Origin of the sequence: Rhizobium sp. LjRoot98 (assembly GCF_964252935.1) — a bacterium.
Classification (GTDB): Bacteria; Pseudomonadota; Alphaproteobacteria; order Rhizobiales; family Rhizobiaceae; genus Pararhizobium.
The window spans coordinates 1,650,645-1,675,092 of the sequence record NZ_CAXUPW020000001.1 but is presented as its reverse complement, the minus strand read 5'-3'; the positions used below and the strand labels follow the sequence as shown (position 1 = coordinate 1,675,092).

Genomic DNA, 24,448 nt, shown 5'->3' with positions numbered 1-24,448 from the left:
GATATCATGAGCAAACAGCCTTTGAACTCTGAAGAAATCCAGCGTTACGCCCGCCATATCATCCTGCCGGAAATCGGCGGGGCGGGGCAGCAGGCGCTGAAGACGGCGCGTGTGCTGATTATCGGCGCCGGCGGCCTTGGTGCGCCGGTGCTGCAATATCTCGCCGCCGCCGGTATCGGCACGCTGGGTATTGTCGATGACGATACGGTGTCGCTGTCCAACCTCCAGCGTCAGGTGATCCATGGAACGCCGGATATTGGCCGCGTGAAGGCCGATAGCGCCAAGGATGCGCTGCAAAGGATCAATCCACATGTGGATGTGATCCAGCATGTGGAACGCCTTGAGGAGGCGAATGCGGGAGCCCTGTTTTCCGCCTATGATATCGTGGTGGATGGTTCCGATAATTTTGCCACGCGTTATCTCGCCGCCGATACGGCCGAGCGCATGGAGGTCACGTTGGTAACCGCCGCCGTCGGCCGCTTCGATGGTTCCCTCACGGTTCTCCAGCCTTGGAAAACATCAGCCGATGGCCGGCGGAACCCGGGCTATCGCGATCTCTTTCCAGAACCGCCACCGCCGGGCGTGGTGCCTTCCTGCGCAGAAGCAGGCATCGTTGGCGCACTGACCGGTGTCCTCGGTACATTGCAGGCTATGGAAGTCATCAAGATCATTACAGGCGCCGGTGAGCCGTTGATCGGCCGCTTGCTGATGTATGACGGGCTGGCGGCGCGCTTTGAGACCATCAAGTACAGCCGGAAAACGCGATGAACCTTCAGCCGATCGATGAAACGTTCGGTGATTGGCACGGGCTACTGGAGCTTATCCTTGCTTCCTTCGCCTATATGCAGCCCCGCATCGATCCGCCGTCGTCTGCCCTGTTGCTGACGCTTCCGTCGTTGCAGGAAAAGGTGCAGCGTGAGAAGGGCTACGTTGCGATCGAAAATGGCCGTTTGCTCGGCTGTATCTTCTGCAAGCCGGAGCCGCCGGATTGTCTGTATATTGGCAAACTAGCCGTCATTCCGGATGCACAGGGCAGGGGCGTCGGCCGCTTGTTACTCCAGGCTGCCGAAACCTATGCCGCCGAATGCGGCCTTTCGTGTCTCCGCCTGGAAACGCGGATCGAGCTGACGGAAAACCACCGTGCCTTTGGAAAATGGGGCTTCGTCCAAACCTTGGAAGGCTGCCATCCCGGCTTTGCCCGTCCAACCTTTGTCGAGATGCGCAAGACGCTCTGAGGGATCAATCCCGGCCGGGCAGGACGCGGTCTGGCGGGCGGTGCCCGTCGAAGAACGTGCGGATGTTGATCACCACCTTGTCGCCCATGTCGACACGTCCCTCGAGCGTCGCCGAACTCATATGCGGCAACAGCACGACCTTGCCTTCGCTGGCCAGCTTGACGAGCTTCGGGTTGACGGCCGGTTCGTTCTCGAACACGTCGAGCCCGGCGCCGGCGATCTTGCCTTCCCGCAGCGATTTGATCAGCGCCGTCTCATCGATGATGCCGCCGCGCGCCGTGTTGACGATGTAGCTAGTCGGCTGCATCAGCGCCAGCCGCCGTGCCGAAAGCAGGTGGTAGGTTGCGGGTGTCGACGGACAATTGACCGAGACGATATCGACGCGGGCAAGCATCTGGTCGAGGCTGTCCCAATAGGTCGCCTCCAGCTTTTCCTCGGTCTCGGTGCTGACGCGATGACGGTTGTGATAGTGGATCGACAGTCCGAAGGCCTTGGCGCGGCGGGCAACGGCGGTGCCGATCCGGCCCATGCCGACAATGCCGATGCGTTTGCCGGAAATGCGGCGCCCGAGCATCCAGGTCGGCGACCATCCGGCCCATTCCTCTTTCTTGTCGGTGAGGATCCGCGAACCTTCGGCCAGGCGGCGCGGCACGGCAAGAATGAGCGCCAGCGTCATGTCGGCCGTATCTTCGGTCAGGACGTTCGGCGTGTTTGTCACGGTGATACCGCGGCGGGCGGCTGCATCGACATCGATATGGTCGACGCCGTTGGAAAAGCTGGCGATCAGTTTCAATTGCGGCCCGGCCTGCTCGATCAGCGCTGCATCGATCCGGTCCGTGAGGGTCGGAACCAGCACGTCGGCCCGCTTCACCGCAGCTACGAGTTCAGGCTGCGTGCGTGGTGTGTCATCAATGTTCAGTTCTGCGTCAAACAGTTCGCGCATGCGCGTCTCGACGACATCCGGCAGTTTGCGGGTGATGTAGACCTTCGGTTTTTTCTTCGCGGTCATTGCTGCCTGCTTCGCCTTGTTGACGGGTTTTTAACCAAGATGAGTGATCGTTCTCCCTGCAGTTCCATTTTCTACCAGACCCGGTGGGGAAGACAAACAAAACTCGAGATGTTCCCGGACGATTTGCTTGTCTTCGATTGGGCCGGTCAGAGATTTAACTGCAAGCTTCTGAATCTTTTTGGAAAATGGATTTTGTCATGCGTCAGTTCCTTTCCAGGCTCGCTTTCGTCGCCGCAGTCACCCTGTCCCTCGTTGCAATCGAGGCGGCACCGGCCTTTGCCCAGGCAGCCAAGGGGGCCAGCGGCCTGCCATTGCCGCGCTTCGTCAGCCTGAAATCCAAGAGCGTCAACCTGCGCGTAGGACCGAGTGTCGATTATGCGGTTGCCTGGCGCTATCTCAAGTCTGGCGTGCCGGTTGAAGTGACACAGGAATATGACAACTGGCGCAAAATCCGCGATGCCGACGGCACGGAAGGCTGGGTCAATCAGGCGCTGCTTTCGGGTGACCGGACGGCGGTTGCAGCCCCTTGGATGCGCGGCAAGGGCGAGGGCGTTTTTGTCAACATGCGGCGCGATCCGCAGGCAGGCGGCGCCATCGTCGCCCGCATCGAGCCGGGCGTTGTCGTTCATGTCGGCGAGTGCAACGGCGAATGGTGCCGCGCCGAGGCGCAAGGCGCGGAAGGCTGGATTTCACAGGGTGAAATCTGGGGCGCTTATCCGGGCGAAGCTTTCAAGTAGGATTTTTGCTCCGGCAAGCCGGTCAGAGCAGACCGGCTTCCTTTACTGCGGCGGACAGCGAGATCATCGGGCGCGGACCGACCTGCTCGATGACGATACCCGCCGCCAGGCTGCCGAGCTTGCCGCAATCGGCCAATGTCCGTCCCGTCGTGTAGCCGTGCAGGAAGCCGGCCGCATAGAGGTCGCCTGCACCTGTCGTATCGACAACGCGGCTAACCGTCGTCGCCTCGACCTTGACGCGCTCGTCGCCCTTGACGACGATCGAACCTTCTTCGCTCAACGTGACAGCAGCCAGCTTGCAATCCTTTGAGATCATCGACAGAGCGTGCTCGAAGTCTTCCGTCTCGTAGAGTGCCAGTGCTTCAGCCCGGTTGGCAAAGACGATATCGACGGTGCCGGAGCGCATCAACTCGAGGAATTCCGCCCGGTAACGATGGACACAGAAACTGTCGGACAGCGTCATCGCCACTTCGCGGCCGTTCTCATGAGCGATGCGGGCGCATTCGCGGATGGCGTCCTTGGCGAGCGGCGGATCCCACAGATAACCCTCGAAATACGTGACGGCCGCTTCCGCAACCACGGACGGCTCGACATCCTTGGGGCCGAGTTCGACGCAGGCGCCAAGATAGGTGTTCATCGAACGCTCGCCGTCCTCGGTGACGAAGATCATCGAACGGGCTGTCGGCGGAAGATCATCGAGCGGCTTCGTCTCAAAATGCACGCCCTGGGCGCGAATGTCATGGGTGAAGATTTCGCCCAGCTGGTCGTTGGCGACCTTGCCGAAATAAGCGGCCCGGCCGCCCAGGTTGGCAATGCCCGCCGCCGTATTGCCGGCGCTGCCGCCGGAGGCTTCGAGTGCCGGTCCCATGCGCGAGTAGAGCAGCTCGGCCCGATCGGCGTCGATCAGGTTCATCGCGCTTTTGATAATGCCGTTGTGGACAAGGAATGCGTCGTCGCAGCGCGCAATGATATCCACAATCGCATTGCCGATCGTGAGCACGTCGAATTTTGTCATCCGGAAACCGCCTGGATTGTTTGTGTCAGTCGGTGTCCGGTAATAGCGGATTTCCGGCAGTTTGGAAGTGGAAAGCGAAAAACAGCCGCCACACGCAAATTTTACTTGATATAGGAAATGATCGTTTCCTATATAGCCTGCATGGAAACAAGAGCTAGAACTCAGCACGACCAACGCCAGCGGGGCCGTCCCCGCGAGTTTGATGCCGATAGCGCGCTTGAGCGGGCCATCGATATTTTCTCGATGCGCGGCTATCACGGAACGTCCATCAACGATCTTGCCGATGCGATGCAATTGACCCCTGGCAGCCTCTACAAGGCCTTCAAGGACAAGCGTGGCATCCTGCTTGCGGCGTTCGACCGGTACCGGGTCCTGCGCAGCACGAAGCTGAAGGCGGCGATCGCGCCGCATGCGCTTGGCAGCGACAAGATCAGGGCAGCGCTGCAATTTTACGCCGCGGCCGCCTGCGGCGAGCTCGGCCAGCGCGGCTGTCTCGTTATCGCAACGGCAGCAGAACTGGCCGCATCCGATCCGGTTGCCGCAGAGCGCGTCGATGTCGCACACGCGGCCAATGAAGCGGTGATGAAGGATTGCATTCTGCATGGCCAGGCGGATGGATCGGTGCCCGCAGGCATTGATGCCGCCGATACCGCACGTGCGCTGCTTTGCCTGGTGCAGGGCGCGCGTATTGTCGGGAAAACCGGCCGCAGCCGCGCAGAAATGATGGCTGTCGCCGATGTGGCGATGAAACTGCTCAGCTAACCAGTTTAAGACATGGAATTGAGACGATCATGACCTGTATCGCAAGACCGGCAGATTTTGCTGCCAAGACCCCAGAACCCCAAGCCCTTAAATTGAGGCCCTCTGAATTCAAGGCCGTGGAACCGCAGGCGATGTCATCGGGAATGATGTTCCTTCTGGCCGCCGCCTGCGGCCTGATTGCCGCCAATCTCTATTATGCACAGCCGCTGATCGGCCCGATCAGCGCCTCGCTGGGCCTGTCTCCAGGTGCGGCAGGGCTGATCGTCACACTGACGCAGATCGGTTATGGTCTCGGTCTCCTGTTGATCGTGCCGTTGGGTGATCTCTTTGAAAATCGCAAGCTGATCCTGACGGTCATGGCGCTTGGAACGCTCGCCGTGGTCGGGGCGGGCCTCGCCTCGACGCCGCTGCCGTTTCTCGCCTCGGCGTTCTTCATCGGGTTAGGCTCGGTCGCCATCCAGATCATCGTGCCCTATGCGGCGCATATGGCGCCGGAGGCGCATCGCGGCCAGGCTGTCGGCAATGTCATGAGCGGCCTGATGGTCGGCATCATGCTGGCACGGCCAGCCTCGAGCTTCATTGCTGAATTCCTGCCCTGGCATATGGTTTTCTTCATTTCGGCAGCGGCGCTGGTGGTGCTCGCCCTTGTTCTCGCCCGCGCCCTGCCGCCGCGCATTCCGGAGGCGGGTTTGAGCTATGGCGCCCTGCTCGCCTCGATGGGCCGGCTGGTCGCCAACACGCCGATCCTGCGCCGCCGCTCACTTTATCACGCTTTCATGTTCGCGGCCTTCAGCCTGTTCTGGACGACAACGCCGCTTTTGCTGTCGGGGCCGGAGTTTGGCCTGTCGCAAGGGCAGATCGCGCTGTTCGCGCTGGCAGGCGCCGCCGGCGCCATCGCCGCTCCGATCAGCGGCCGCCTCGCCGACAAGGGCTGGAGCTATGCGGCAACGCGCTTGTCGATGGTCTCCGTCGCGGCCGCCTTCCTGGTCACGCATGTCGCTCCGGTGGGGTCGGTGTGGGCGCTCGGCCTTCTCACCTTCGCCGCCATCCTGCTTGATTTTGGCGTCGTTACCAATCTGGTTCTTGGCCAACGCGCCATTTTCGTGCTGGGCGCCGAATATCGCAGCCGTCTGAACGGGCTCTATATGGCCGCGTTCTTTGCCGGTGGCGCCGCCGGTTCGGCGCTTGGTGGTTGGCTTTATGCACAGGGAGGTTGGTGGGCCACCTCGATGCTTGGACTTGCACTGCCGGTCTCGGCGCTCGCTTATTCGCTAAGCGAGCGCAAGACGGCTTGATCCGGATCAAGCTGGTAGAATGGATGTTTCATAGTGTACCGCAAATTCCGCGGTTGGCGGGATCGGCTTGATCACATCGATCAGCACGCCGTTCGGATCAGCAGTGATGAAATGCCGCTGGCCGAAATCCTCATTGCGCAGTGTGAGGAGGATTGGCAGCCCCGCCGCCTGAAACTCCATATAGAGCGCATCCGGATTCTCGACTTCGAAATTGAGGAGAAGCCCGGCAGCGGTGCCGCGTGATTTTTCAGGGATCGTCTGGTGGCTGCCGTCAAGAATGGCGAGTGTCACATGCTCGTTCTCTGTGGATTGCAGGTGAACATACCAGTCGGTCGTAAACTGCGCTGTGAAGCCGAAATGCCGGACGTAGAACTTGGTGGTGCCCAGAACGTCGCGGGTCATGATGACAGGATAGTAGCTGGTGATTTTCATCTCTTTTCCTCCGTGTGAAATTATCATACAGTCTGTATGTTTATGCAAATAACATACATTCAGATTGTATGTAAAGGTGGGAAATGCGACGGACCAACAAGGAACGAACCGAAAGCATGCGTCTTGCCCTGATGGCGGCAGCGCGGCAGCTTTTTGTCGAGAAAGGCTATGCCGAGACGGCGACGCCTGACATCGCCAGCGCAGCCGGTGTCACACGCGGCGCGCTCTATCATCATTTCGAGGACAAGAAGGCGCTGTTTGCAGCCATCGTCGCAGACGAGGCGCGTCAGGTGGGGGCAGAGATCGAGGCCTCGGCCGCTGGCTTGAGCAATGCGCGGGACGCTCTCCTCACGGGTGCACGCGGTTATTTCGATGCAATGGCCGTGCCTGGCCGCACACGGCTTCTCCTGCTCGATGGGCCTGCCATTCTCGGCCTGCCCAACCTGCAGGTTATCGATGCGGAGCATGTCGAGGCAAGCCTGAAGGCTGGCCTGGCAGATCTGTTTTCGGCCAACGGCAAGGACGTCGCACTGCTTGACGCCTTCGCCCAGCTATTGTCCGCATCCTTCGACCGGGCGGCGCTGGCCATCGAAGCAGGCGGCAGGCGCGACCACTATGAGGCGGCGATCGCCGCCCTGATTGACGGCATTTCCATCAGATGATCTGAGCTGGCAGCTCGACCAGCGGTGCGGGCATCTCGCTGGTCTTCTCCGCCGCCTTGCAGATATCGGCAATCACGCAACGCTGGCATTCCGGCTTGCGCGCCTTGCAGCAATAGCGCCCATGCAGGATCAGCCAATGATGCGCATGGTAGAGATAGTGATCGGGGATGATCTGCATCAACTGGTGCTCAATCTCGTCCGGGGTTTTCCCCGGCGCTAGACAGAGCCGGTTGGCGATGCGGAAAATATGGGTATCGACAGCCATGGTCGCCTGCCCGAAGGCCATGGAGAGAACCACATTGGCAGTCTTGCGGCCAACCCCAGGTAACGTGATCAGTTCCTCGCGGGTGCGCGGCACTTCGCCGCCAAAATCCGCGATCAGTTTTTCACTGAGCGCAATGACGTTCTTGGCCTTGTTGCGATAAAGCCCGATGGTCTTGATGTAGTCGCGAACGCGCTCCTCTCCCAGATCAACCATCTTTTGCGGTGTGTCGGCGATGGCAAAAAGCGCCCGCGTCGCCTTGTTGACCCCTGCGTCGGTCGCCTGCGCCGATAGCGCCACCGCAACGACCAGCGTAAACGGATTGACGTGCTCTAGTTCACCCTTCGGCTCGGGCCGCTGGATCGAGAAACGCCGGAAGATCTCCTCGATTTCCGCCTTGCTGTATATCGTTTTCGGCTTCGTTCTGGAGCGGCCGGTTGTCGCAGATTTTGCTTTCGCCGGCTTGATTGCTGATTTTGGCTTCACGTTTTTCATCCTGCATCTATAGTCATTCGTCATGAACGATGGCAACGCCGAGAGTGTCAGGGAAGAACAGCCGGTTTTCGCAGCCGAGCTGACGCCATACCGCTCGCTCGGGATCAGGGGCTTCAAGGTCTTCCTGTTCATCGCCGCCCTGATGTGTCTCGTCCATATCTTCGTTTTCGTCGTCATCGGCGCCTGGCCGATCGTCTTTTTCTTCGGGCTGGATTTCCTGCTTCTGTTCGGCGCCTTCTGGCTGAACTACCGCTCCGCCTGCGCCCGCGAGGAAATCCGCGTGTCCCGCACCGATGTCTGCGTACGCAAGTTCAACCCGGCAGGCCGGATGACCGAGCATCGGTTCAATCCCTTCTGGACGCGGTTTAACATTTCGCGCCATCAGGAGATCGGCATCGTCTCGATGCAGCTCAGCGACCGGCAGCGAACCACCGATATCGGCTCCTTCCTCAACCGCGACGATCGCGAGACATTTGCCACGGCCTTTTCCGGTGCGCTGGCGACGGTGAAACGCCGGTAGATCAAGAATCGGGTGGCGATACCCTGGTTGGAATGATTATCTCTGGCATCAAGGAGATACGACCATGGACATCAAGACATCGAAGCCTACCGATATCACGCCGCACGGCAGCGATTACGAGACGGTCAGCCGTGTGGTCGAGTTGCTGACCGAAAATTACCGCGATCAACCATCCCTCGATGCCATTGCCAGTGATCTCGGCCAGTCGCCGACGCAGCTGCAGAAAACCTTTACGCGTTGGGCGGGCTTGTCGCCCAAGGCCTTCCTTCAGGCTGTGACGCTCGATCACGCCAAGCGCCTGTTGCGTCAGGAGGAACTGCCGCTTCTGGAAACCAGTTTCGAACTCGGCCTGTCAGGCCCGTCACGCCTGCATGACCTGTTCGTCACGCATGAGGCGATGTCGCCCGGCGAGTGGAAACTACGCGGCGGCGGTCTAACCATCCGTTACGGGTTCCATCCGTGCCCGTTCGGCGTGGCGCTGGTGATGGTCACCGATCGCGGCTTGGCCGGTCTGGCCTTCAACGATGCCGGCGATGAGAAGGCCAGCTTCGAGGACATGGCCAGCCGCTGGCCGAATGCGCAGTTCATAGAAGACAGTGCGGCGACCGCGGGTTACGCGGCCCGGATTTTCGATGCCAGGGAATGGAGTGCTGAGGAACCGCTGCGTGTCGTGTTGATCGGCTCCGACTTCCAGATCCGCGTCTGGGAATCGCTGTTGAAGATCCCGATGGGCAAGGCCGTCACCTATTCCGACATCGCCTGCGATATCGGCCAGCCCACCGCCTCGCGCGCTGTCGGTGCTGCCGTCGGCCGCAACCCGATCTCGTTCGTCGTTCCTTGCCACCGGGCGCTCGGCAAAAGCGGCGCCTTGACCGGCTATCACTGGGGTCTTACCCGCAAGCGGGCGATGCTCGGCTGGGAGGCCGGCAAGGTCTGACATGAAAAGGGCCGCTTGCGCGGCCTTCAGCCAAATCAGGAGAACATAAACGCATCAAGCGCGATCCGCCGGAGGCAGGGGCGTTGCCGGTGCGTTAACTTATTGGACATAATCCATGAGGCATTCTCCTGATGGTTGTAAATCGTTCGGTGCTGATGGTGCAACTATCGAGCAAGAAACCTAGTCAAAACACTCCAGTTTTGCGCCAGGTAGAGCAGGAGCGGCATGGTCTATTTTCTCAGCCACAAGAGCGAAGAGGTTTACAGTTACATTTACCGAGCCCTGGATGGTGATGTTGACAAGATTCGGCCCATCGATGTCACGCGGGATGTTGGCGTTCGCATTCGGCCCAACTACTCGTATTACGGCCGGCCGATCGAGGTGGCACATGTTCCAACGAAGATCGAACTCTCAGGGCCGAAGCGGCCGATTCTGGATATCTACGATGCCTTTGGATTGGCCGTGAGTGTGAAGATCAAGGACGTCATCGAGAACTTTGAACCAAACGTCCATCAGTTCTTTCCCATCGAGTTTGTATGGGAGGATGGCAGTCATGCGGCGCACCGCTTCTGGTTTGTTCCCTGCAACCGCCTGGATACGGTTGATCGCGCCAAGACGACATTCGAGTTTCGCAATCTCTGGTTCCTGGACGGCAGCAAGAAAGAACTGGTCTTCAACCGGTCGCAGATTGGCGGCCACCATGTCTGGATTGATAAGTTCATCGTTATGCCGAACCCGGGAATCAGCGAGGCACTGAAAGCAGCCTTTGATGCAGCCGGCATTACCGGCGCGCACTATCAGCATTTTCCTGAGACTGACTGACTTAAGGACAAACAGGAGCGTGTCATTCGCGTCCGTAAAATTGCGGAACCCGCGGCGGAACGCGAACGATACCAAGTCAGCGCATTTCCGTCGCAAAAAGTCAGGCGCCAAAACCCGGTTTTTGCGACGAAGTGACGTTCACATTCAAGTTAAGGGCCAGCCTTTCGAGCGGCCCTTTTCAGTGAATTCATCCAATCGCAACGCTCAATGGGCGCCGGACATGTCGCCGAGCACTTCCTTGGAAGCGACAGTGGAATCCGCCTTCAGCTTGTAGACCATCGGCACGCCGGTCGCGAGATTGACCGAGAGGATCTGTTCGCGGTCCAGCCGGTCGAGAACCATCAGCAGCGAGCGCAGCGAGTTGCCGTGTGCGGCAACCAGCACCTTCTCGCCGGCCAGCACGCGCGGCAGGATGTCGGTCATGTAATAGGGCCAGACGCGGGCGCCGGTATCCTTCAGGCTTTCGCCGCCTGGCGGCGGGACGTCATAGGAACGGCGCCAGATATGCACCTGCTCTTCGCCCCACTTGGCGCGGGCATCGTCCTTGTTGAGGCCGGAGAGATCGCCATAGTCGCGCTCGTTGAGCGCCTGGTTCTTGATGGTTTCCAGATCGGGCTGGCCGAGATTGTCGAGGATGAGTTTCAGCGTGTGTTGGGCGCGGGTGAGCACCGATGTGAAGGCGACGTCAAACTTGATGCCATAATCGGCGAGCGCCTTGCCACCGGCATTGGCTTCTTCGATGCCAAGCGGCGTCAGGTCAGGATCCTTCCAGCCGGTAAACAGGTTCTTCAGGTTCCAGTCGCTCTGGCCGTGACGCACAAGGACGAGGGTGCCGCTCATAGAAATTCCTCCGGGGAGTTTTAAGGGATCAGGACAGCCCGAGCACGTCGAGCATGGAATAGAAGCCGGGTTTCTGGCTGCGTGCCCAGAGCGCGGCTGTAATGGCGCCACGGGCAAAGATCGCCCGGTCGGTCGCAGAATGGGACAGCGTCACCTGCTCGCCTTCGCCGGCAAGGATGACGGAATGTTCGCCGATGACGGAACCGCCGCGTAGCGTGGCAAAGCCGATGGTCCCGGCGACGCGGGCGCCGGTATGGCCGTCGCGCACCCTGACCGAATGGTCTGCGAGGCCGATCTCGCGGCCCCTGGCGGCCGCTTCACCAAGCAGCAGCGCCGTCCCAGAGGGCGCGTCCACCTTGTGCCTGTGGTGCATCTCAAGGATTTCGATATCCCAGCTTTCCGGCCCGAGCGCGCGGGCGGCCTGTTGCGTCAGCACGCCGAGAAGGTTGACCCCGAGGCTCATATTGCCGGATTTGACGATGCGGGCATGGCGGGCGGCAGCCTTGAACTTTTCTTCATCCTCCACCGAGCAGCCGGTGGTGCCGATGACATGAACGATGCGGGCCTGGGCTGCGAGACCGGCAAAATCCACGGAGGACGCAGGCGCGGTGAAGTCGAGTACGCCTTCCGCTTCGACAAAGGCTTCGAGCGGCTTGTCGGTAATCACGACGCCGGTTGGTCCAAGCCCGGCAATCTCGCCGGCGTCACGGCCAATGAAAGGCGAGCCCGGTCGCTCGACGGCGGCAAAAACGGCCGCGCCCGGCATGGCATTGATGGTGCGGATCAGCGTCTGGCCCATCCGGCCGGCGGCTCCAACCACAACAAGTTTCATGTCTGTCCCGCTCATGCCAGTCTCATTTCCTCAAATCAGTGTTTCGGCGTCCGCAACCGGTTGTGGCCCTGCGCTGCCTTGCAGATTATGCAGGCGAGCGTAGAGGCCGTCACTGCGCCGCGCAAGCGCCTCATGCGTGCCTTCCTCGGCGACGATCCCGTCCTTCATGACGATGATCTTGTCGGCATTGACGACGGTCGACAGGCGGTGGGCGATGACCACGACGGTACGGCCGCTCATGGCGTGATCGAGCGCCTTCTGCACCGCTGCTTCCGATTCGGTATCGAGCGCGGAAGTTGCTTCATCAAGAAGCAGGATAGGGGCGTTTCGCACCAATGCGCGGGCGATCGAAAGCCGCTGCCGCTGGCCGCCGGAGAGAGTCACCCCGTTTTCACCGACTGCGGTGTCGTACCCCTGCGGCTGCATGCGGATGAAGTCATGCGCATAGGCCAGTTTCGCGGCTTCCTCGACTTCCGCATCCGTGGCTGTGGGGCGGCCATAGCGGATGTTGTCGCGGATCGAGCCTTCAAACAGGTAAGGCTGCTGCGAAACATAGGCGAGCCCGTTGCGCAGCGATTGCTTGGTGACATGGGCGATGTCCTGCCCGTCGATCAGGATCTCGCCGCCGGAAGGATCGTAGAAACGTGGAATGAGACTGATGACGGTCGATTTGCCGGCGCCGGATGGCCCGACAAGCGCTGTCGTCTTGCCGCCTTCTGCGACGAAGCTGACACCCTTGAGGATTTCGTCACCGTTGTTGTAGGAGAAGCGGACGTTCTTGAATTCGATAGCCGCCGCTGCGAGCTGCAGAGGGCGAGCATCCGGAAGGTCTCGCTGATGCGGGACCATATCGAGGATTTCGTAGATCATCCGCGCATTGACAACGGCGCGCTCCAGCGAAACCTGTAGCCGTGCCAGGCGCCGGGCCGGGTCATAGGCCATCAGCAGCGCCGTCACGAAGGAGAAGAATGCTCCGGGCTGCACGTCGTCATAGATCGACCGGAAGGCGGCGTAGGCCAGCACGCTGGCAATCGCAAAGCCGGCAAAGGTCTCGGTCATCGGCGCGGTGCGTTCGCTGAGGCGGGCAATGCGGTTGGCCCGGTTTTCGGCCCGGTCGATGATCGTCTCGACCTTGGTTCTCAGTTGATCTTCCATCGTAAACGCCTTGACGATGGTGATGCCCTGAATGGTTTCCTGCATGGCGCCGAGCACGTGGCTATTGATCTCGACCGATTCGCGGGTCGCCTGCCGCAGCCGGCGCGAAATGTAGCGAAGACCGATCAGCAAAGGCGGCGCCACGACGAAAACGATCAGCGTCAGCAGCCAGTCCTTGCTGATCATCACGCCGATCAGGGCCACCAATGTCAGAAAGTCGCGTGCGAGCGACGTGACCGTCATGTTGAGCACGTCGCGAATGCCGGAAACGTTCTGGCTGATCTGGGCGGAGATGCGGGCCGAGCGCGTATCGCTGAAGTAACCGACACTCAGTGCCATCAGGTGCGAGTAAAGCCGCCGCTGGTAGCTGGCGACGATATTGTTGCCGATCTTCGATAGCGCAACGGCCTGACCGTATGTGGCAAAGCCGCGCAGCACGAAGGCAAGAAAGATCGCACCGCAAATATAAACGACGATGTCTGCGCGCTTGTTGGCGAAGGCTTCGTTGACGACCGATTCCATGATCCAGGCGGTAAAGGCGGTCGTGCCGGCGACGACGGCGAGGCAGATGATGGCGAAGATATAGCCACGCAGATGAGCGCGCCCGTTTTCAGCGATCACGCGCTTGAGGACGCTGGTAATGGTCTCACGATCGACTGCTGGGAGCTTTGTCTTGGCTTGCTTCAAGCTGGTTTCCTTAAAACCCGGCGCGCCTCTGAGGCGCCTTATTTCACCGGGCTCTATAGTACCTTGATCCCCGTTTGGCGAGTCTGGGCCGCTGTGGCGGCATCAAGTTCTCCAGCGCCGTCCCTCCGTTGCCACACCGAAGCGTGACGGCGTGCGCGAATAGGCGGCAAGACCGGAAAGGGCTGCGGTCGGATGGGTGACCACGAAGGTTGGGATGGTCTTGAGCAACGCCGAATGGGGTGCCTTGTCTTCGAAGGCCTGGCGGAACTCCGGTTTCTTCAATGCCGGCAGGATCTTTTGCGAAATGCCGCCGGCAAGGAAGACGCCGCCGCGCGCCATGAAAATCATCGCCATGTCACCGGCGACGCGGCCGAGATAGGTCGAAAACAGCGAGATGGTCTCTTCCGCTGCCGCATCGGTGCCGGCCAGTGCATTGGTGGTCACAGCGGCCGGATCGGCAAGTTTTGGATCCCACGCCTTTGATTCGCAGACGGCGCGGTAAATGTTCATGATGCCACGGCCGCAGAGCAGTTGTTCGGCGGAAATGCGTCCCTCGATCGGCTCGAGGAAAGGCCAGATCTGGTAGTCGCGTTCCGTACGCGGGCCGACATCCACGTGGCCGCCTTCGCCGGGAACCGGAAACCAAGTGTGCTGGGCGTGGACAAGGCCTGCGACGCCAAGACCGGTCCCTGGCCCAAGCACGGCGCAGGAGGCGGATTCGAGAATAGAGCCGGGGCCGATCTGTTCCCGGCCCTCGTCGCCGATCGAAGCGATGGCAAGCGCCTGCGCCTCGAAATCGTTGATGATGATCACGTCTTCCAATGATAGCGCCGTCAGCATGTCCTTCGGCTTGATCACCCATCCGGCATTGGTAAGCGGGATCTCGTCGCCTTTGACCGGGCCTGCCACCGCGATGATCGCCGAGCGCGGCTGGACGGAGGTCTTGTCCAGAATGCTGGTCTGCAGCGCTTCCTCGATGCTGGCGTAGCTGGTCGTTGGAATGATCGGAAACAGCTTCGGTTCGGCAAAGGCGTCGATCAACAGCGCGAAACGGGCATTGGTGCCACCAATGTCGCCGATCAGGATCGGAAAGGTGAGGCCGCTGTCGGTATCTGGGAGCGTGGACATGGAAGGTTCCGTTATGATCGTGCGGACTGAAGGCTGGAAAAGAGCTGTATCAGGGTTGGTTGAAGTCGATCAACCGTTCTGCCGTCGCCCGGTTCAGCGCCATCGGGATGTCGTAGACGGTGGCAAGCCGCATCAGCGCCTTGACGTCGACATCATGCGGCATCGCGGTCAGGGGATCGGTGAAGAAGATCAGCATCTGCACGTCGCCGGTGGCGATCATCGCCCCGATCTGCTGGTCGCCGCCGAGCGGGCCGCTTTTCAGCCGAGTCACGTCAAGGCTTGGACAGGCCTCCTGTACCCGGCCGCCGGTCGTGCCGGTAGCAACGATTCTCCAGCCGGCAAAGACGGCTTCATTGGCCTGCGCAAACGCGGCCATGTCGTCTTTCTTCTGATCGTGCGCAATCAGCGCCACGCATTTCTGGCTGGTCATCACAGAACTCCCGGCGTCATCCAGATCAAGAAAAGTCTCGAATTAAATCGATTTGATTTTCTCTATAGCACTGCTCGGCAGTTGAAAAGCACCGAACTGTACAGTGCCCTAAGCCTATTGCAGGGCAGGACGGGCCATGGGAACTGGAATGTCGTTGTCCGGCAGGTCGTTGTTGGCAGCATGAATGGCCTGCTGGATCGCCGCGTCGCCGGCCGTTGGCTGCGGTGCCACATAGGCCGAGCCGAAGGTGGCCGCCTGTTCCGAGGCCGCGGGCGCTGCGAGCAGGGCCGTGCAGGCTTTCGGCAGGTCCGACAGGGTTGTGAAGCGCGGCTTCACCGGCTTTGCATTCGGGTCTTTTTTAGGTGCTGCCCACGGCTCCTTGGTAAACCACCAGGCAAGTGATTTGTCGCATCCGTCACCGCTTGCAACAGGCGCCTGCGCTTTGCAGCTCGGCGTGCCCGGCGGGCAGAACATACGAATATGGAAATGCTCGTCATGGCCATAAACGGGGCGCACTTTGCCGAGCAGGTCGCGATCGCCGGTCCATGTATCACAGAGCTTCTTCTTGATCGCCGGGTTGACGAACACGCGCTCCACCTGCGGATAGCTTGCCGCCTGCATCACCAGTCTGGCATGGGTCGGCGTCCAGCGGTCGGGATTGACGGTCAAGAATTTCTTCTTGTCGAGCATCGAGATGAACGGCATGTCCTCGCGTGTCTGCGCGGAAAGCGGCTGTGAGGGCTTGGGCTGAAACCAGATATCCGCGTCGAGCCCGATCTGGTGCGAGGCGTGTCCGGTAATCATCGGCCCACCGCGCGGCTGCGAAATGTCGCCGATCAGGATACCGGAGCCCCAGCCGAGCTGGACGGCGTCTTGCGAAAATTTCTCCAAGAGCTGGATCATTGCCGGATTGCCCCAGCGGCGGTTTCGCGACAGGCGCATCGCCTGCCAGGTCGGCCCATCGGTCGGGATCGCCACGGCCCCGGCCATGCAGCCCTTGGCGTAAAATCCGATCGGGTTTGGCGCTGCTTCGCTTGGGAGCTGAACCTTGCCGAAAATCTGCTTGGCCGGCGTATCGTCAGCCGCCGCTGTATCGCCTGCAACAAGGCTCAGCCCGATCATCCCTGCCAGCGCCGCCGATCCGAGATGCCGAAGAAAACCTGCCTTTGTCGATGTCATATGCCGTCCGTTTCCTGATAGCGCGTGGCCGTCCGCGCAGAAGCGGCGCCAGCTGCGATTTGCGTGCCAACCCTGACACACTGTCTTTGTGTCAGCCTTGCGGGACACGCAACCGTGACCCAAAAAAACGGTCCGATTTGAGGCAGCTTCTGTCAATTGCCTGCATTTTGCCTATTCTGTCGTTCAAGCAGCGAAAAAATGAAAAACGGAAGAGGCGAATTGGCATGATTCTCAGACGCGCATTGGCTTTGGCAGCAACCATCCTTCTGGCAACGGGACCGGTGGTGGCTCAAGAGCCAGTCTGGCATGGCGGCATTTCCACGATCGGTGAGCTGAAGCACAAGGACGGTTTTGCCCGCTTCGATTATGTCAATCCAGATGCGCCCAAGGGGGGCGAGCTGAAACTTTCCGAAACCGGGACTTACGACACGTTCAACCCGATCCTGTCCAAGGGCGAGGCGGCGTCCGGTGTCGCGTCGCTGGTCTTCGACACGCTTTTAAAATCCGCTGAGGACGAGATCACCGCTTCCTACGGACTGCTCGCCGAGGGCGTCGCGTATCCGGACGACTTTTCCTCCGCCACGTTCCGGTTGCGTGCTGAAGCCAAATGGGCGGACGGCAAGCCGGTGACGCCGGAAGACGTCATTTTCTCCTTCGAGATGTCGAAGGAACATAACCCCCTTCTTTCCAACTATTACCGTCATGTGATCTCGGCTGAAAAGACCGGCGAGCGCGACGTTACCTTCCGCTTCGACGAGAAGAACAATCGCGAACTGCCAAACATTCTCGGCCAGTTTTCGATCGTGCCGAAACATTGGTGGGAGGGCGAGGACGCGAAGGGCAACAAGCGCGATATCAGCCGTACGACGCTGGAACCGGTCATGGGCTCCGGACCTTACAAGATCGCGTCGTTCGACGCGGGCAATTCGATCCGCTTCGAATTGCGTGACGACTATTGGGGCAAGAACCTGAACGTGAACGTTGGCCAGAACAATTTTGCCGCGATCACCTACACCTTCTTCGGCGACAGGACCATCGAGTTCGAAGCTGTCCGCGCCGGCAATGTCGATTTCTACCGGGACAACAGCTCCAGCCACTGGATGACGGCCTATGATTTTCCCGCCGTGAAGGATGGCCGCATCATTCGCGAGGAAATCGCAAATCCCCTGCGCGCCACCGGCATCATGCAGGCCTTCGTACCGAACATGCGCCGCGAAAAATTCAAGGATCAGCGGGTGCGCGAGGCGTTGAACTACGCCTATGATTTTGAGGGTCTCAACCGCACTCTCGCCTATAACAGGCTCAATCGCATCGACAGCTATTTCTGGGGCACCGAGCTTGCCTCCTCAGGCTTGCCGGAGGGCCGCGAGAAGGAAATCCTGGAGGAGTTGAAGGACAAGGTTCCTGCCGCTGTTTTCACCACGCCCTATACGAATCCGGTGGCCGGCGATCCGCAGAAGGCGCGCGAGAACCTGCGCAAGGCCATGATGCTCTTCAAGGAGGCGGGCTACGAGCTGAAGAACAGGAAGCTGGTGAACACAAAGACCGGGGAACCTTTCGGTATCGAGATCCTCCTGTCCAATGCGTCCCAGGAGCGCACCGTCCTGCCCTACATCAAGAGCTTGAATGATATCGGCATCGATGCCCGTATCCGCACGGTCGACGCCTCACAATATACCAATCGCGTCAGAAGCTTCGACTATGACATGATCTACGGCATCTGGGCGCAGACGCTGGTGCCGGGCAACGAGCAGAGCGACTACTGGGGCTCCGCCTCTGTCGATCAGCAGGGCTCAAGAAACTATGCGGGCATCGCCGATCCGGCAATTGACGAACTCATCCGCAGGATCATCTTCGCGCCAAACCGGGAAGAGCTGGTGGCAACCACCCACGCACTCGACCGTGTGCTGCTCGCCCATCATTATCTGGTACCGATGTTTTATTCCAAATCGGTGCAGGTCGCCTATTGGAACCACCTGACTCATCTGCCGGATTTACCCTACTACAGCATGGGATTCCCGGATGTCTGGTGGTCGAAAAATGCCGCAAAATAAGCTGGGGGTTGCGCCGGAAGGCTGGCTGGGTTCCATATAGCGATGACGAATCACCCCCGCCGCTTGCCGGCGGGGCCTGCCGGTCCGCAAGCTATGCGCGGCGGCAAAACGGGAAGGGTTGGGCTTGACCGACTTGAAATCCACGCGGCGTGCGAAAGCACTTCCAGCAAAAGGGCGCAACGGTTTTGCGTTCGCGATTGCACCGGCACAAAAAGACCGGCAGCAAATCCTGGCGGGTAGCCGCTGATGGGTGCCTATATCCTGCGACGCCTTCTCCTGATGATCCCGACGATCGTCGGCATCATGGCCATTTCCTTCGCCGTCATCCAGTTCGCGCCTGGCGGGCCCGTCGAGCAGGTGATTTCCGATCTGACGGGCCAGCAGGGCGGCGACCGGTTGTCCGGGAGCAGTGGTGATTTCGGGCAGTCGTTCTCCGATGATTCCTCGGGTCGGTATCGCGGCGCGCAGGGCCTTGACCCGGAATTCATCAAGAAGCTGGAAAAGCAGTTCGGCTTCGACAAGCCACCGCTCGAGCGCTTCGGCGAGATGATGTGGAATTATATCCGCTTCGATTTCGGCGAAAGCTTCTTCCGCAACACGTCTGTGGTCGATCTGATCCTCGACAAGATGCCTGTCTCGATCTCGCTCGGCCTGTGGATCCTGTTGTTTTCCTACGCGATTTCCATTCCGCTGGGGATCAAGAAGGCCATTTCCGATGGTTCGACCTTCGATGTCTGGACGTCAGGCATCATCATCGTCGGCTATGCGGTGCCCGGCTTCCTGTTCGGTATCCTGCTGATCGTGCTGTTTGCCGGCGGTTCGTTCCTTGACTGGTTCCCCTTGCGCGGCATCGTCTCGGATAATTTCGCCCAGTTGAACTGGTGGCAGAAGATTCTCGACTATTTCTGGCACATGACCCTGCCGCTGATCACGCTGTTGATGTCGGCATTCGCGACGACGACGTTGCTCACCAAGAATTCCTTCATTGATGAGATCAAGAAGCAGTATGTCACGACTGCGCGGGCGAAGGGGCTTAATGAGCGCCAGGTTCTCTACGGTCACGTCTTCCGCAATGCCATGCTGATCATCATCGCCGGTTTCCCCGGAGCGTTCATCACCGCCTTCTTCACCGGCTCGCTTTTGACGGAATATATCTTCTCGCTCGATGGCCTCGGCCGCCTCGGCTATGACGCCGTCGTCAAGCGCGATTATCCAATCGTCTTTGCAACGCTCTACATCTTCTCGCTGATGGGCCTGTTCGTCAGCCTGCTGTCTGACCTCGTCTATACCTGGGTCGATCCTCGCATCGATTTCGATAGGAGGGACGTCTGATGGCTGCTGACATCGTCTCCACCGATCCAATTCTTGCGACCGGCCGCACCGGCCGTCTGTCGCCGGTCAACCGCCGCCGCTGGGATAATTTCAAGGCCAACCGTCGCGGCTTCTGGTCGTTCTGGATCTTCCTTGTTTTGTTCGGCCTCAGCCTGTGCGCCGAGTTCATCGCCAACGACAAGCCCATCCTGGTGTCCTACAAGGGCGAACTGCTGGTCCCGGCGCTGGTGCAATATCCGGAAGAGAAATTCCTCGGCGACATGGGGTTCCTGGCGATCACCGATTACGGCTCGGCGGAAATCTCAGATGAGATCAAGGCCAACGGCTGGATGATTTGGCCACCGATCCGCTATTCCTACCAGACGGCCAATTCCAACATTCCTCACTCGGCGCCTACCAAGCCGTTCTGGCTGATGGACAAGGCCGAGCGCTGCTCCGGCTATCCACAAGGCGAAAACGATCCCGGCTGCACGCTCGGCAATCTCAATTGGCTGGGCACCGACGATCAGGCGCGCGACGTGGCAGCGCGGATGATCTACGGCTTCCGCATCTCCGTGCTCTTCGGCCTGTGCCTCACGATCGCGTCCGCCATCGTCGGCGTTACTGCTGGCGCCGTGCAGGGGTATTTCGGCGGCTGGACGGATCTTCTCTTGCAGCGCTTCATCGAAATTTGGTCGTCTATGCCAGTGCTCTACATCCTCTTGATTATCGCCGCGATCCTGCCGCCGGGCTTCTTCATCCTGCTCGGGATCATGCTCCTGTTCTCGTGGGTTGGCTTTGTCGGTATTGTCCGGGCCGAGTTTCTGCGGGCGCGAAACTTCGAATATGTGCGCGCCGCCCGCGCGCTCGGCGTCAACAACCGGACGATCATGTTCCGTCATCTTCTGCCCAATGCCATGGTGGCAACACTGACTTTCTTGCCGTTCATTCTCTCCGGCTCGATCACGACGCTGACGTCGCTGGATTTCCTCGGCTTTGGCATGCCGCCGGGTTCTGCCTCGTTGGGCGAGTTGATCAGCCAGGGCAAGTCCAATCTGCAGGCGCCGTGGCTCGGGTTGACCGCCTTCGTGGTGATGTCGGTGATGCTGTCGCTGCTGATCTTCATCGGCGAAGCCGCCCGCGATGCCTTCGATCCAAGGAAGACTTTCCGGTGAGCGCGACGATGACAGACACACTCCTTTCCGTGCGCAACCTCTCTGTCGCCTTCCATCAGGGCGGCAAGACGACGACGGCCGTTGATGGCGTTTCCTTCGACATCAAGCGTGGCGAAGTGGTCGCGCTGGTCGGCGAATCCGGCTCGGGAAAATCGGTCTCGGCCAATTCCATCCTCAAGCTTCTGCCTTATCCGTCGGCCAGCCATCCGAGCGGTGAAATCCTGTTTAATGGCAAGGACCTGATGACGGCGTCCGATGCGGACCTGCGCCAGGTGCGCGGCAACGACATCACGATGATCTTTCAGGAGCCGATGACGTCGCTCAATCCGTTGCATTCGATCGAGCGGCAGATCGCCGAAATTCTTGATTTGCACCAGGGCATCACGGGAGCGGCAGCACGCGCCCGGGTGTTGGAATTGCTCAATCAGGTCGGCATTCGCGAGCCGGAAAAGCGCCTTGCCGCCTATCCGCATGAGCTGTCGGGCGGCCAGCGCCAGCGTGTGATGATCGCCATGGCGCTCGCCAACCGTCCGGAGCTTTTGATCGCCGACGAGCCGACCACCGCGCTCGACGTGACGGTGCAGGCGCAGATCCTGGCGCTGTTGAAGACGCTCAAGGATGAGCACGGCATGTCGATGCTGTTCATCACCCATGATCTTGGCATCGTCCGCAAGATCGCCGACCGTGTCTGCGTCATGACCAAGGGCAAGATCGTCGAAACCGGCCCGACGGCGGAGATTTTCGCCAATCCGCAGCATGCCTATACCCGCCATCTGCTCGCCTCCGAGCCGAAGGGCGTGCCGCCGGTCTCCGATACGTCGAAGCCGGTGGTGATGCAGGCTGAGGATATGAAGGTTTGGTTCCCGATCAAGGCCGGCTTCCTGCGCAAGGTCGTCGATCATGTCAAGGCCGTCGATGGTATCGACCTGACGCTGCGCGCCGGCCAGACCCTTGGCGTCGTCGGCGAATCCGGTTCGGGCAAAACGACGCTCGGTCTCGCATTGACACGCCTGATCTCGTCCAAGGGCCGTGTGAGCTTTATCGGCAATGACATCGCCGGCTATTCGTTCAAGCAGATGCGCCCGTTGCGCAATCGGATGCAGATCGTTTTCCAGGATCCCTTCGGTTCGCTCAGCCCCCGCATGGCCGTCAGCGATATCATCGCCGAGGGTCTGAAGGTGCATGAGCCGTCGCTTTCCGAAAAAGAACGCGATGCGCGCGTGGCTGCGTCGCTCGAAGAGGTGGGTCTCGACGCGGCAACCCGCTGGCGTTATCCGCATGAGTTCTCCGGCGGCCAGCGCCAGCGCATCGCCATTGCCCGCGCCATGGTGCTGAAACCGCAATTCGTCATGCTCGATGAGCCGACCTCCGCTCTGGACATGAGCGTGCAGGCGCAGGTGGTTGATCTCTTGCGCGATCTGCAGGCCAAGCATTCGCTCGCTTATCTCTTCATCAGCCATGACCTCAAAGTCGTCCGCGCCCTTGCCAATGACATGATCGTCATGCGGCTTGGCAAAGTGGTCGAGCAGGGCCCTTCCGAGCGTATCTTCACCGCGCCGCAGGAAGATTACACCAAAGCGCTGATGGCTGCCGCCTTCAACATGGAGGCGGTCGATGTGCCCGCCGTCCGCCAATAGAGACCGTTGTCATGTCCGCAAAAAGCCCCGTCATCGTCGATCTGAAGTTCATTCCGCGTGAAGTCGAGGACGGCCTGAAGGGTGCGTTCCCGGGACGCGAGGTTCTGAACCTCGCCGATCCCCAGCATAAGGGCCGCGATCTCTCCGGCATCGATTACGCGGTCGTCTGGAAATCCGATCCGGATCTGTTTTCCCGCGCACCGGATCTCAAGGTGGTGTTCTCGGGCGGTGCCGGCGTCGATCACGTGCTGACACTGCCGGGCCTGCCCGATGTGCCACTCGTCCGCTTCGTTGACCGCAGCCTGACGACGCGGATGAGCGAATGGGTCGTGATGAACTGCCTGATGCATCTGCGCCAGCACCGGGCCTACGAGGCGCGTGCCAAGGCGCATGTCTGGGAGGATCTCAGCCAGCCGGAAGCCGCTGATGTGACCGTCGGTGTCATGGGTCTTGGTGTTTTGGGGCAAGATGCCATCCGCAAACTCGGTGTCATGGGCTTCAGGACGATCGGCTGGTCACGCTCGAAGAAGACGATCGATGGCGTTGAAACCTTTGATGGCTACGCGCTGGATGCCTTCCTGGCCAGAACCGATTTCCTCGTCAGCCTGTTACCGCTGACGGCCGAGACCAGGGGCATCCTGAATGCATCGCTGTTTGCCAAGCTCAGCCGCAAGGGGCCTTTGGGCGCACCGGTCGTGATCAACGGCGGCCGTGGCGGCAGCCAGGTCGGTACCGACATCATCGCTGCCCTGCAATCCGGCGTATTGGGCGGCGCCTCGCTCGATGTGTTCGAGCAGGAGCCGTTGGATCGCGACAGCCCGTTCTGGGAGATGGAAAACGTCTATGTCACGCCGCACGTGGCGGCATCCTCGGATGTGAAGGCGCTGTTTGTCCATGCCGAGCAGCAGATGGACCGCTTTGAAAGCGGCCTGCCGCTGGAGCATCTGGTCGATCGCAAAGCCGGCTATTGATCTCTATCGATCAGGGCCGGCGGAAACCCGTCGGCTTGTTGTAGAGCCAGCCGATCCGCTGGATCGATTCTTCAAGACCCTCATGCGAAACGGTCATCGTATGGCCGTTGGCATGCAGCAGCGTCTTGTCGTCCTCCATGATCGCCACGTGGCCTTTCCAGAACACCAGGTCGCCGCGGGTAAGCTCGCTACGGTCGATTTCGGTGCCAAGGCCCTTGGCCTGCATGTCGGTGTCGCGCGGCGCGGTCTTGCCCGCCATCATCATTGATAGCTGCACCAGGCCCGAGCAATCGATGCCGAAGCCGGAGCGGCCGCCCCAGAGATAGGGAGTTTCAAGAAACCGTTCGGCAATGGCGACGTAATCGCCCGACAGCGGCTGGCCCACTTCGGCGCAATGGTTGGCAATCACCGCCTGTCCGCCTTCGAGCAGGAAATAGCGCGTGCCGCGGGTTTCGCGCTCATCGATGACGGCGATCCGGTTGCCCATCGACAAGGCCTGCACGGTCGGGAATTTCAGGTCCGGCCCGGAATAGATGAAGGTGCGCGGGGCGGTGATAATATGTGTCAGGCTGCGTACCACCGGCGAGACCGCATAGTCCGGGATGTAGCCGACATAACCGTCGAAATCCGCCTTCACCCAGGCCCAGCCCGCATCCGTGTCGAGCACCCGCACGGTCTCGCCCAGCAGCAGTTCGGTATCGGTGCCGCATTCGAGCTCCGGCCTTGCCCGCATCTGCACAACGGGCACACAAATCAGCCCCGGAGAGCCGCTGACATAGCTGGCGGCTTCGACGGTGCCACGCAGGCCTTCCTCGGCAAGGTCGGTACGGTAGGCGTTCAGGCGGCGGTCTGGAAGATCAAGCATG

26 protein-coding genes are annotated in these 24,448 nt (G+C 60.3%); 15 read left to right on the top strand and 11 right to left on the bottom strand.

What is annotated here, in order from left to right:
• Positions 1 to 6 precede the first annotated feature (6 nt).
• Together moeB and ACSQ3J_RS08325 are read left to right on the top strand one after the other, a co-directional pair.
• Complete coding sequence (moeB, locus tag ACSQ3J_RS08330) at positions 7 to 768, top strand: molybdopterin-synthase adenylyltransferase MoeB (RefSeq protein WP_060502916.1); 762 nt, start codon at positions 7 to 9, stop codon at positions 766 to 768.
• On the top strand, positions 765 to 1,235 hold the full coding sequence (locus ACSQ3J_RS08325; RefSeq protein ID WP_060502915.1) for a GNAT family N-acetyltransferase: 471 nt from the start codon (positions 765 to 767) through the stop codon (positions 1,233 to 1,235). The genes moeB and ACSQ3J_RS08325 overlap by 4 nt, the downstream gene beginning before the upstream one ends.
• A gap of 4 nt (positions 1,236 to 1,239) precedes the next feature.
• Here ACSQ3J_RS08325 and ACSQ3J_RS08320 read toward each other — a convergent pair whose 3' ends face one another.
• Positions 1,240 to 2,244, bottom strand: coding sequence for a 2-hydroxyacid dehydrogenase (locus tag ACSQ3J_RS08320; protein WP_060502914.1), 1,005 nt, complete (start codon positions 2,242 to 2,244; stop codon positions 1,240 to 1,242).
• A 197-nt stretch (positions 2,245 to 2,441) separates the two neighbouring features.
• Here ACSQ3J_RS08320 and ACSQ3J_RS08315 point away from each other — a divergent pair, with 197 nt between their 5' ends.
• Positions 2,442 to 2,981, top strand: a complete 540-nt coding sequence (locus ACSQ3J_RS08315; protein WP_244481973.1) for an SH3 domain-containing protein — start codon at positions 2,442 to 2,444, stop codon at positions 2,979 to 2,981.
• 22 nt (positions 2,982 to 3,003) lie between these two features.
• Here the strand turns inward: ACSQ3J_RS08315 and ACSQ3J_RS08310 are convergent, their stop codons facing one another.
• Positions 3,004 to 3,996 (bottom strand): adenosine kinase, encoded by a 993-nt coding sequence (locus ACSQ3J_RS08310; protein ID WP_060502912.1) that lies wholly within the window; start codon positions 3,994 to 3,996, stop codon positions 3,004 to 3,006.
• Between the two features lie 117 nt (positions 3,997 to 4,113).
• On the opposite strand from ACSQ3J_RS08310, the gene ACSQ3J_RS08305 reads away from it, so the two are divergent.
• Together ACSQ3J_RS08305 and ACSQ3J_RS08300 are read left to right on the top strand one after the other, a co-directional pair.
• Positions 4,114 to 4,758, top strand: coding sequence for a TetR/AcrR family transcriptional regulator (locus ACSQ3J_RS08305; protein ID WP_060502911.1), 645 nt, complete (start codon positions 4,114 to 4,116; stop codon positions 4,756 to 4,758).
• A 131-nt stretch (positions 4,759 to 4,889) separates the two neighbouring features.
• On the top strand, positions 4,890 to 6,053 hold the full coding sequence (locus tag ACSQ3J_RS08300) for an MFS transporter (RefSeq protein ID WP_060502981.1): 1,164 nt from the start codon (positions 4,890 to 4,892) through the stop codon (positions 6,051 to 6,053).
• A 6-nt stretch (positions 6,054 to 6,059) separates the two neighbouring features.
• Here ACSQ3J_RS08300 and ACSQ3J_RS08295 read toward each other — a convergent pair whose 3' ends face one another.
• Entirely contained in the window at positions 6,060 to 6,485 is a 426-nt protein-coding gene (locus tag ACSQ3J_RS08295; protein ID WP_060502910.1) for a VOC family protein, read from the bottom strand.
• An 83-nt stretch (positions 6,486 to 6,568) separates the two neighbouring features.
• On the opposite strand from ACSQ3J_RS08295, the gene ACSQ3J_RS08290 reads away from it, so the two are divergent.
• The gene (locus ACSQ3J_RS08290; protein ID WP_060502909.1) at positions 6,569 to 7,147 is read left to right on the top strand and encodes a TetR/AcrR family transcriptional regulator; all 579 of its coding nucleotides are present in this window, start codon (positions 6,569 to 6,571) and stop codon (positions 7,145 to 7,147) included.
• On the opposite strand, the gene nth is transcribed toward ACSQ3J_RS08290, so the two are convergent.
• Positions 7,140 to 7,904: an endonuclease III gene (gene nth, locus ACSQ3J_RS08285; RefSeq protein ID WP_060502908.1), complete on the bottom strand. Its 765-nt coding sequence runs from the start codon at positions 7,902 to 7,904 to the stop codon at positions 7,140 to 7,142. The two genes, ACSQ3J_RS08290 and nth, sit on opposite strands and share 8 nt — an antisense overlap.
• Positions 7,905 to 7,926: 22 nt before the next feature.
• Here nth and ACSQ3J_RS08280 point away from each other — a divergent pair, with 22 nt between their 5' ends.
• From ACSQ3J_RS08280 to ACSQ3J_RS08270, 3 genes are all read left to right on the top strand, one after another.
• Positions 7,927 to 8,424, top strand: a complete 498-nt coding sequence (locus ACSQ3J_RS08280; RefSeq protein ID WP_060502907.1) for a DUF2244 domain-containing protein — start codon at positions 7,927 to 7,929, stop codon at positions 8,422 to 8,424.
• A gap of 64 nt (positions 8,425 to 8,488) precedes the next feature.
• On the top strand, positions 8,489 to 9,361 hold the full coding sequence (locus ACSQ3J_RS08275) for a methylated-DNA--[protein]-cysteine S-methyltransferase (RefSeq protein WP_060502906.1): 873 nt from the start codon (positions 8,489 to 8,491) through the stop codon (positions 9,359 to 9,361).
• 225 nt (positions 9,362 to 9,586) lie between these two features.
• A complete protein-coding gene (locus ACSQ3J_RS08270; protein WP_060502905.1) occupies positions 9,587 to 10,183 on the top strand; it encodes an imm11 family protein in 597 nt (198 codons plus the stop codon).
• 204 nt (positions 10,184 to 10,387) lie between these two features.
• Here the strand turns inward: ACSQ3J_RS08270 and ACSQ3J_RS08265 are convergent, their stop codons facing one another.
• From ACSQ3J_RS08265 to mepA, 6 genes are all read right to left on the bottom strand, one after another.
• Positions 10,388 to 11,023, bottom strand: a complete 636-nt coding sequence (locus ACSQ3J_RS08265) for a 2,3-bisphosphoglycerate-dependent phosphoglycerate mutase (RefSeq protein WP_037103805.1) — start codon at positions 11,021 to 11,023, stop codon at positions 10,388 to 10,390.
• A 28-nt stretch (positions 11,024 to 11,051) separates the two neighbouring features.
• The gene (gene dapB / locus ACSQ3J_RS08260; RefSeq protein WP_060502904.1) at positions 11,052 to 11,870 is read right to left on the bottom strand and encodes a 4-hydroxy-tetrahydrodipicolinate reductase; all 819 of its coding nucleotides are present in this window, start codon (positions 11,868 to 11,870) and stop codon (positions 11,052 to 11,054) included.
• 15 nt (positions 11,871 to 11,885) lie between these two features.
• Entirely contained in the window at positions 11,886 to 13,697 is a 1,812-nt protein-coding gene (locus ACSQ3J_RS08255; protein WP_060502903.1) for an ABC transporter ATP-binding protein, read from the bottom strand.
• 102 nt (positions 13,698 to 13,799) lie between these two features.
• Positions 13,800 to 14,825 (bottom strand): glucokinase, encoded by a 1,026-nt coding sequence (locus ACSQ3J_RS08250; RefSeq protein WP_060502902.1) that lies wholly within the window; start codon positions 14,823 to 14,825, stop codon positions 13,800 to 13,802.
• Positions 14,826 to 14,874: 49 nt separating this feature from the next.
• Positions 14,875 to 15,255, bottom strand: coding sequence for a methylglyoxal synthase (locus tag ACSQ3J_RS08245; protein WP_060502901.1), 381 nt, complete (start codon positions 15,253 to 15,255; stop codon positions 14,875 to 14,877).
• Positions 15,256 to 15,369: 114 nt separating this feature from the next.
• Complete coding sequence (mepA, locus tag ACSQ3J_RS08240; protein ID WP_060502900.1) at positions 15,370 to 16,434, bottom strand: penicillin-insensitive murein endopeptidase; 1,065 nt, start codon at positions 16,432 to 16,434, stop codon at positions 15,370 to 15,372.
• A 224-nt stretch (positions 16,435 to 16,658) separates the two neighbouring features.
• Between mepA and ACSQ3J_RS08235 the strand changes: the two genes are divergently transcribed.
• The 6 genes from ACSQ3J_RS08235 (at position 16,659) to ACSQ3J_RS08210 (ending at position 23,582) form a co-directional block, all read left to right on the top strand.
• Positions 16,659 to 18,488 carry an extracellular solute-binding protein gene (locus ACSQ3J_RS08235; RefSeq protein ID WP_060502899.1) on the top strand — a complete coding sequence of 610 codons (1,830 nt, stop codon included), beginning with the start codon at positions 16,659 to 16,661 and terminating at the stop codon, positions 18,486 to 18,488.
• A 124-nt stretch (positions 18,489 to 18,612) separates the two neighbouring features.
• The gene (locus tag ACSQ3J_RS08230; RefSeq protein ID WP_277995987.1) at positions 18,613 to 18,735 is read left to right on the top strand and encodes a hypothetical protein; all 123 of its coding nucleotides are present in this window, start codon (positions 18,613 to 18,615) and stop codon (positions 18,733 to 18,735) included.
• Positions 18,735 to 19,820 (top strand): microcin C ABC transporter permease YejB, encoded by a 1,086-nt coding sequence (locus ACSQ3J_RS08225; protein ID WP_060502898.1) that lies wholly within the window; start codon positions 18,735 to 18,737, stop codon positions 19,818 to 19,820. Before ACSQ3J_RS08230 ends, ACSQ3J_RS08225 begins: the two co-directional genes overlap by 1 nt.
• Positions 19,820 to 20,974 (top strand): ABC transporter permease, encoded by a 1,155-nt coding sequence (locus ACSQ3J_RS08220; RefSeq protein ID WP_060502897.1) that lies wholly within the window; start codon positions 19,820 to 19,822, stop codon positions 20,972 to 20,974. Before ACSQ3J_RS08225 ends, ACSQ3J_RS08220 begins: the two co-directional genes overlap by 1 nt.
• An 8-nt stretch (positions 20,975 to 20,982) precedes the next feature.
• A complete protein-coding gene (locus tag ACSQ3J_RS08215; protein WP_060502980.1) occupies positions 20,983 to 22,611 on the top strand; it encodes an ABC transporter ATP-binding protein in 1,629 nt (542 codons plus the stop codon).
• Positions 22,612 to 22,622: 11 nt separating this feature from the next.
• Positions 22,623 to 23,582 carry a 2-hydroxyacid dehydrogenase gene (locus tag ACSQ3J_RS08210; protein ID WP_060502896.1) on the top strand — a complete coding sequence of 320 codons (960 nt, stop codon included), beginning with the start codon at positions 22,623 to 22,625 and terminating at the stop codon, positions 23,580 to 23,582.
• Between the two features lie 10 nt (positions 23,583 to 23,592).
• Here ACSQ3J_RS08210 and ACSQ3J_RS08205 read toward each other — a convergent pair whose 3' ends face one another.
• On the bottom strand, positions 23,593 to 24,447 hold the full coding sequence (locus ACSQ3J_RS08205) for a C40 family peptidase (RefSeq protein WP_060502895.1): 855 nt from the start codon (positions 24,445 to 24,447) through the stop codon (positions 23,593 to 23,595).
• Position 24,448: the final 1 nt, after the last annotated feature.